The 7,350-nt window shown below is 70.0% G+C and carries 7 protein-coding genes; all 7 read right to left on the bottom strand.

The annotated features are described in order from the left end of the window. Nucleotides 1-128: 128 nt before the first annotated feature. Nucleotides 129-398, bottom strand: coding sequence for an acyl carrier protein (locus ACZ37P_RS17445; protein WP_355337071.1), 270 nt, complete (start codon nucleotides 396-398; stop codon nucleotides 129-131). 44 nt (nucleotides 399-442) lie between these two features. Then, complete coding sequence (locus tag ACZ37P_RS17440; RefSeq protein ID WP_467347171.1) at nucleotides 443-1,750, bottom strand: ketosynthase chain-length factor; 1,308 nt, start codon at nucleotides 1,748-1,750, stop codon at nucleotides 443-445. Beyond that, nucleotides 1,747-3,003, bottom strand: a complete 1,257-nt coding sequence (locus ACZ37P_RS17435) for a beta-ketoacyl-[acyl-carrier-protein] synthase family protein (protein ID WP_188280342.1) — start codon at nucleotides 3,001-3,003, stop codon at nucleotides 1,747-1,749. The genes ACZ37P_RS17440 and ACZ37P_RS17435 overlap by 4 nt, the downstream gene beginning before the upstream one ends. Before the next feature lie 61 nt (nucleotides 3,004-3,064). Beyond that, nucleotides 3,065-3,394, bottom strand: a complete 330-nt coding sequence (locus tag ACZ37P_RS17430; RefSeq protein WP_355337067.1) for a TcmI family type II polyketide cyclase — start codon at nucleotides 3,392-3,394, stop codon at nucleotides 3,065-3,067. A gap of 62 nt (nucleotides 3,395-3,456) precedes the next feature. After that, on the bottom strand, nucleotides 3,457-4,389 hold the full coding sequence (locus tag ACZ37P_RS17425) for a hypothetical protein (protein WP_467347170.1): 933 nt from the start codon (nucleotides 4,387-4,389) through the stop codon (nucleotides 3,457-3,459). Next, nucleotides 4,386-5,183: a response regulator transcription factor gene (locus ACZ37P_RS17420; protein WP_355337063.1), complete on the bottom strand. Its 798-nt coding sequence runs from the start codon at nucleotides 5,181-5,183 to the stop codon at nucleotides 4,386-4,388. The genes ACZ37P_RS17425 and ACZ37P_RS17420 overlap by 4 nt, the downstream gene beginning before the upstream one ends. A 78-nt stretch (nucleotides 5,184-5,261) precedes the next feature. Continuing rightward, nucleotides 5,262-6,218, bottom strand: coding sequence for an ACP S-malonyltransferase (fabD, locus tag ACZ37P_RS17415; protein WP_391046853.1), 957 nt, complete (start codon nucleotides 6,216-6,218; stop codon nucleotides 5,262-5,264). Nucleotides 6,219-7,350 lie beyond the last annotated feature (1,132 nt).

Below are 7,350 nucleotides of genomic sequence, written 5' to 3'. Positions count from 1 at the left end.
GGTTGGGTCGCGAGGATCGGCACCGGGAGCACCCACGGCGAGTTCACATCGGGCATCTGCTCTTGGTGCCTGCCGTCGCCCCCGCCGCCGCCTTTGGAGCACGGCGGCGGCACCGGGTGGGGGGAGCGTCAGGCCGCGTGTTCCGCGGCGAGTTGCTCGTTGACGACGGCGAGCAGCGCCCGCGGCGTCTCGACGACGGTGATGGAGGTGTCCTCCAGCTCGATCCCGTGCTCGCGCTCGATCCGGCTGCCGGTCTCCAGCAGCGCCAGCGAGTCGTAGCCGAGGTCCTCGAAGGTCTGGTCGAGGATGTCGCCGTCCAGGTCGATGCCCTCGCTCTCGCCCGCGGCTTCCCGGAGGATGCGCTTGAGGTCTTCGATCGTGAGTTCCGGTCCGGCCATCTCGGTCCCTTCCTGAGGTGTGGCGACGGCCGTGCGCGGGCCCGTCACCGGGCTGCTCCGCGCACGACCATCGCCGAGTTGAAGCCGCCGTAGCCCCTGGCCAGCACCAGCGCGGCGTTCACCGGCGCGGTCCTGGGCCGGTCGACCACCAGGTCGAGGTCGTACTCGGGGGCGGGGGCGACATGGGTGGTGGGCGGGATGACCCCGTCCCTGATCGACAGCAGCGCGGCGGCCGTGTCGAGCGACGCGGCTCCTGAGTAGAGCCGTCCGGTCATCGTCTTGGGCGCGGTGACCGGCACACCGCGCGGTCCGAAGACCGCGGTGATCGCGTCGGCCTCCGCGCGGTCCAGTTCGGGGACGGCCGCCGCGTCGGCGAAGACGACGTCGATGTCGCCCGCCGTCAGGCCCGCGTCGGCCAGCGCCGCCTCGACGGCCCGCCGAAGGCCGGGCTCCCGGCCGCTGCCGGGCCTGGGGTCGAAGGTCGAGGCGTATCCGGCGATCTCCCCGTAGACCTTGGCGCCGCGCTCCCGCGCGGACCCGGCGTCCTCCAGGATCAGCAGCGCGCCGCCCTCGCCGGGCACATAGCCGTCGGCGTCCGCGGCGAAGGGCCGGTACGCCTTGTCCGGGTCGTCGCTGTCGGTGAGCCGTCCCGTGGCGACCTGCGCGATCCAGCCCCAGGGGCAGATCGAGCCGTCGACGCCGCCGGAGACGATCAGCCGGGTGCCCTTGCGGATCTGCCGCCTGGCCTGCGCGAGCGCGTCGAGGCCGCCCGCCTGGTCGGAGACGACGACCCCGCTGGGGCCCTGCATGCCGTTGCGGATGGAGATCTGGCCGGTGTTGACCGCGTAGAACCAGGCGAAGGACTGGTACGCGCTGACGTGCTGGCCGCCCTTGGACCACAGCTTCTGGAGTTCGTTCTGGCCGAATTCGAAACCGCCGGAGGAGCTGGCGGTGATGACGCCCATGTCGAACTGTTTCCACTCGTCGAGCTTCACGCCCGCGTCGGCCAGCGCCCAGTCGGCCGCGACCAGGGCGAGCCTGGTCATGTGGTCGGTCTGCGGGATCAGCCGGCTCGGCAGGTAGTCCGTGGCGACGAAGCCCGGTACCTCACCGGCGAGTTTGGCGGGGTAGCCGGTGGCGTCGAACCGCTGGACGGGTCCGATGCCGTTCTTCCCCGCGAGCGTCGCGGCCCAGAACTCCTCGGTGCCCAGGCCGTTGGGCGCGGTGACGCCGATACCGGTGACGACGACGGAACTGGCGGCGCCAGAGGAGGCGGCCGTGCTTTCGGAAGCGGTCGTGTCCGTGGAAGCGGTCGTGTCCGCGGAAGCGGCCGTGCCTTCGGAAGTGGTCATGCCGCCCTCCTCAGCACCATCGCGCTCTGGAAGCCGCCGAAGCCGCTGCCGACGCTGAGCACGGCGTCGGTGGTCCACTCCCTGGCCTTGAGCGGTACGTAGTCCAGGTCGCACTGCGGGTCCGGCTCGTGCAGATTGGCCGTCGGCGGGACCAGGTTGTTCTCGATGGCCAGCGCGGACGCGGCGATCTCGATCGAGCCGATCGCGCCGAGCGAGTGCCCGACCATCGACTTGATGGAGCTCATCGGCGTCCGGTACGCGTGGTCGCCCAGCGTGCGCTTGACGGCGGCGGTCTCGTGGCGGTCGTTCTGCTTGGTGCCCGAGCCGTGCGCGTTGACGTAGTCGATCTCGTCGGGGTTCATCCGCGCCTCGTCCAGGGCCGTCCTGATGGCCTCGGCCATCTCCAGGCCCTCGGGCCGCAGACCCGTCATGTGGAAGGCGTTGGAGCGGGTGGCGTACCCGGCGATCTCGCAGTAGATGTGCGCGCCGCGCGCCTTGGCCGCCTCGTACTCCTCCAGCACGAACATCGCGGAACCCTCGCCGAGGACGAAGCCGTTGCGGGAGTTGTCGAACGGCCGCGAGGCGTGCTCGGGGTCGTCGTTGCGCGAGGTGGTGGCCTTGATGGCGTCGAAGCAGGCCACGGTGATCGGGGAGATCGGGGCGTCGGTGGCGCCCGCGATCATCACGTCGACGCTGCCCTCACGGATCAGCTCGGTCGCGTAGCCCACCGAGTCCAGGCCGGAGGTGCAGCCGGTGGAGACCACCGTCGCCGGGCCCTCGGCCCCGGTGGACCAGGCCACTTCGCTCGCGAAGGAGCTGGGCACGAAGAAGTCGTACAGATGCGGTACCGCGTACCGGTGGTCGTTGAGGTCGAGACGCCCGCCGTCACTGGTGACGCGGTACTCCTGGTCCAGGCCCATCGTCGCGCCGACGGCGCTGCCGACGGTCACCCCGGTCCGGTACGGGTCCAGGTCGGACATCTCCAGTCCGCTGCCCGCGAGCGCCTCCGCGGCCGTGACCACCGCGAACTGCGCGGCGCGGTCCATGCGGCGGATCTCCTGCGGGCTCAGTCCCAGTGCCTCCGGGTCGAAATCGACCTCGGCCGCGACGCGGGAACGGAACGGGGCGGGATCGAAAAACGTGATGCCTCTGGTCGCGGTTCGGCCGTCGCTCAGCAGACTCCAGAAGTCCTTCACGCCGACACCCCCCGGCGCCACGACCCCAATGCCGGTTATCACCACTCGCCGTCCCATGTGGACGCCGCTCCCTTCGGAATTTCGTGAATTCTTGAGGACAGGCTTGAGATCAGGTCCGTCACTCGGACTTGGCCCAGTGATAGAAACGCGTGGCCATCGCGTCCTTCGGCGACCGCCAGGTCGCCGGGTTGTAGGCCTCGATGTGCGGCTTCAGGTCGGCGCTGACCTGCACAAAGAGCGGGTGGTCCTTGGTCTGTTCGATGGTCGTGTTACCGGCCTCCGTGTCGAAGTCCTGGAGGTGGAAGTAGAGGCCGTTGTAGGAGAAGAGCTCCCGTCGACGGGTGCCCATCAGGTCGGGCATCCCGGTCTGGTCGAATTCCCCGAAGATCCGGGCCACATCCTCCGCGGACTGCGGCAGCATGCGCGCGACTATCAACGTGCTGTGCATCGTTCGCTCCTGGTGATGGGAGTGATGGAGGGGTCGTCCGCTGGTCGTCGAAACAGGCCGTCCTAGCGGGATCGTTCGGCAGATCGCTCGGCGCGGCGGCTGAAGCACGCGTGTGCGTCGGCCTCCGAGTAGTAGGTGCGGCCCGAGCCGTGCCTGCGGCGCCAGCTCTGCTCGCTGGCCAGCCGGTAGACCGTGCCGACCGGGGTGCTCCACAGCCGCGAGATGTCGGCGGCGGTGAGCCAGCGCTCGGCGACGGCGGGGGCGACGGCGGCGGGACCGGCGGAGGTGCCGGCGGAAGTGCCGGCGGAGGTGTCGGCCGCTGTACCCGGGGCCGTGTCCTCGGCGGGCATCAGGCGGCGCAGATGGGTGAGTTGGTGCCCGGCCCAGGTGTGCCCGGCCTGGGCGTCGCACTGCACGGCCGGGTGCGCGGCCGTCGCCCCGACGCGTACGACGGCGGACAGCCGCCCCTCGCAGCCGGGTTCGACGCAGTCGCCGAGCGCGATCCGGCGGATCTGCTCGGGGTGGGCGACGCGGCGGGCCCTGCTGACCAGCCGGGCCACCTCGCGGGTGGCCTCGGCGACGGCCGGGTGCCCGGCCAGCCAGTCGGCGTGCCGCAGCAGGAACACCGACAGGGTGCCGACGGACCGCTCGGGCGGTACGAGCCCGCGCTGCTGGGCGATCAGGCCGCTCCAGGAGCCGAGCACCCCGAGGATCGCGGCGCGTGTCTCGGCCGCCGCCGGGTTGAACGGCATGCCGGGCAGCGGGCCGCCGCTGGTGCGTTCGCGCAGCCCCTTGGCCGCGGCGCCGCCCAGCACCCGCTCGCAGTCCCGGTACAGCTCGGGGAGCATGCCGATGCCGGTGGTCAGCCGACGGTGGCAGGCGGCGCACAGCCGGTTCCCGCCGACCGGACGGCCGGGGTGCCGGCCCCCGTCGCGGGGCTCGGCCTGCCGCGTACCGCATTCGTGTCCTTCGCACCGCACGGCCGCGCGGCTCATGCGGAGGACCCGGACCGTTCGAGCCCCAGACCGAGCCGGAATCCGACACCGCGGACGGTGACGATCCACTCCTTGGCGCCCAGCTTCGTCCGGAGGCTGCTGACATGGGTGTCGACGGTCCGCCGGGACCACGAGTCACCCCACACCTGCTGCATGAGCCGCTTCCGGGTGATGACGATGTCCGGGTGCGACGCCAGCAGGTAGAGCACGTCGAATTCCTTACGGGTCACATCTATATGCCGTCCGCCGAGCCGCACTTCGCGCGATCCGGCGTCGATCCGCAGCGGTCCGCAGGAGATGACCCGCGCGGAGGCGGGTTCCGGGCGGGCGCGGCGCATGACCGCGTCCATCCGGGCCATCAACTCGCGGAAGCCGTACGGCTTGACGAGGTAGTCGTCGGCGCCTGCCTGTAGGCCGAGCACCCGGTCGAGTTCGGTGCCGCGCGCGGTGACGGCGATGACCGCCACGTCGCAGACCGACCGGATGCTCCGGCAGACCTCGAGTCCGTCCAGGTCGGGCAGGTCGAGGTCGAGCAGCACCAGGTCCGCGTCCTCGTACGTCTGGAGTGCCGCGCCGCCCGTGCCGACCGACGCGACCTCGTGTCCGTGCCGCCGTAACCCCCTGACCAGGGATTCGGCGTCGTCTGCATGAGGTTCCACCACAAGTACCCGCCAGCTCACGGACGGCCCCGGCACTCCCCGTACCGGCGATGCGGTACGTATCTCGGTGCGATTGACGTTTGCGGACGCACGTGGGGCTGGTATATGAGGCTTCAGAAGGTCTATCCGGCTCATGGGTCCGCCCTTTGTGACGCTCAGGTCCGACTGCGACCTGGGCCTGATCGGTTCCTTGGACTGCTTGCGAGTCTCCGGTCAACCTCCGGCCGCGAATGCGAGCGCATCGAGAGTCGAGGCACACTGCCGTGAATCGAATGTCGCGAACACCCGTGCTGCCGGGGCGATCCGGCGGCACAGGCCGCCGAGTACCTTTCCGGGTCCGATCTCGATGAAGCGGTCCACGCCCGCGTCCGACATTCCGGCCACGGTTTCGGTCCAGCGGACCCGGCCGGTGAGCTGGCGTTTGAGCGCGGTACGCGCCTCGGCGGCGGTGGTGACCGGCGCCGCGGTGACGGACGAGATCGTCTCGACCACCGGATCGCGGAATTCCACCGCGTCCAGGGCCGCCGCGAATTCGTCCTCGATCTCGCTCATGAGACTGCAATGGAAAGGCGCGCCGACTTCGAGGGGGACCGCCCGGCGCGCGCCGGCGTCCTTGGCGGCGGCCATCACCCATTGGACGGCTTCGGCCTGGCCCGAGACGACCGCCTGCGCCGGTTCGTTGTCGTTGGCGATCTCGACGATCTGGCCGGTGCCGGTGGCGGCCTGTGCGCAGATGGCCTCGACGTCCTCGAGCGGCAGGCCGAGTACGGCCGCCATGGCGCCCGGCACGCGTGCGTTGACCGCGGCCATCAACTGGCCGCGCAGCCGTACGAGTCGGAGGGCGTCGGTCCATTCGAGGACGCCCGCGGCGACCAGCGCGGTGTATTCGCCGAGGCTGTGGCCCGCGACGATGTCGGGGGCGAGACCGCGCGGACGCAGGCTCTGCCAGGTGCACAGGCTGGTCAGGAAGATCGCGGGCTGGGTGATCGAGGTGTCCCGGAGGACCTCGGCGGGTCCCTCCCAGCACAGCCGGGACAGTGGAAGGCCGAGAATCTCGTCCGCGGTGCGGTAGTAGGGGCCGACCAGATCCGGATGCTCTCCGGCGAGGTCGAGCCCCATTCCCACCTTCTGCGAACCCTGGCCGGGGAAGACAAAACCGATCCTGTCCATGCGCCGCAGGCTCCTTTCGGCCTTTCGCGGTGCCGGTGGCGGGCGGTCGGAGACGGCGTGGCCGCCCATGACGAAGCCCCGCGGCTGCACAGCGCACGCGGGGCTCGGTGATCTGAGTGTGATTGCGGCGTCCGGGGTCTCACTGCTGCCCGGATCCGGGCATACCTCGGCCGCCGGAAGTATCGTGACAGTCTCTTGCCGCCGATGTCAACTTCACTTGGTCAGCGGGCTGTTTGCGCAGTTCATCGACGGGTCGGGACTATGCGGTCGGGAAAGATGGTTGCAGTGCCCCTCGAATTTGCGTGACACCGATGAAGTCCGATGATCCTCATAGCATCGCCTCAACATCGAGCATTTCGGAACACTCCGGACCCGAATGACCATGGAGCCTGACGCGCTGTCAGATGGTGATTGTTCGCGGGTTCACGACGGCGTCACGCTAGCGTGTAGTCACATTTTACGAGGCGGCATTCTCGTCAATGAGCCGCCGGTCAGGGCCGCGTGGAGCGTGATCGTCGCAGGTAGATCAGGTGTGGACGGCTCCTGCGTTTGCCTGTATCGTCGCCTGCCAAACGCGAACATCCGTATGCTGTAAGCCGTACATGACTCGGGAGCGGGGGTTCCGGATCGTTATGAACACGGATTTAACGCGACAGGCCCAACTGGACTCATCACGGCCACCACGGCGTTTCCGATCGCCGGTAACCTCGGTCTCGTGCCGGGGTGCTTCAGGCACGGTGGATGAGCCGGTCACCTCATGGCGCCACGGGAGCGTTTCTCCAGGTCACCCTCGGGCGACCGGCGGGGATCCAGCTTTACGAACGGTCCCGGGCACGGCCCAGGGCACCGTCATCCGTCTCCGCCCGAGCCACTGCTCGGACGCGGAGGCCGGCCAGGTCCGCGCACGCTCCGGCGACTCGACGGTCGATTCGGCCGTTGATTCGACGGCGCGGCGGGCCCCGTCCCGCGTGGCACGGACGATGACGTCCCGCTTAGGCGACGCCACGGCACACGCGCGCCCCACATCATCCCGTACCGGTGCGATCCACTCACGACGCACACCTCCATGATCCGGCGTGCCCCATGGGCCCCACTGGTCTGTGGAGCCCGCGAGCACCGCTGCTCGCGGTAT

Source organism: Streptomyces sp. NPDC024632, assembly GCF_055559175.1.
The sequence above is the reverse complement of the archived record's forward strand: the minus strand, read 5'-3'. Positions and strand labels throughout refer to the sequence as shown.

What these genes read in the sequence shown, in the direction of transcription:
- ACZ37P_RS17435 (WP_188280342.1), bottom strand. Translation starts at nt 3,003, where the DNA reads ATGGGACGGCGAGTGGTGATAACCGGCATTGGGGTCGTGGCGCCGGGG.
- ACZ37P_RS17445 (WP_355337071.1), bottom strand. Translation starts at nt 398, where the DNA reads ATGGCCGGACCGGAACTCACGATCGAAGACCTCAAGCGCATCCTCCGG.
- ACZ37P_RS17440 (WP_467347171.1), bottom strand. Translation starts at nt 1,750, where the DNA reads ATGACCACTTCCGAAGGCACGGCCGCTTCCGCGGACACGACCGCTTCC.
- ACZ37P_RS17420 (WP_355337063.1), bottom strand. Translation starts at nt 5,183, where the DNA reads ATGAGCCGGATAGACCTTCTGAAGCCTCATATACCAGCCCCACGTGCG.
- ACZ37P_RS17425 (WP_467347170.1), bottom strand. Translation starts at nt 4,389, where the DNA reads ATGAGCCGCGCGGCCGTGCGGTGCGAAGGACACGAATGCGGTACGCGG.
- ACZ37P_RS17430 (WP_355337067.1), bottom strand. Translation starts at nt 3,394, where the DNA reads ATGCACAGCACGTTGATAGTCGCGCGCATGCTGCCGCAGTCCGCGGAG.
- fabD (WP_391046853.1), bottom strand. Translation starts at nt 6,218, where the DNA reads ATGGACAGGATCGGTTTTGTCTTCCCCGGCCAGGGTTCGCAGAAGGTG.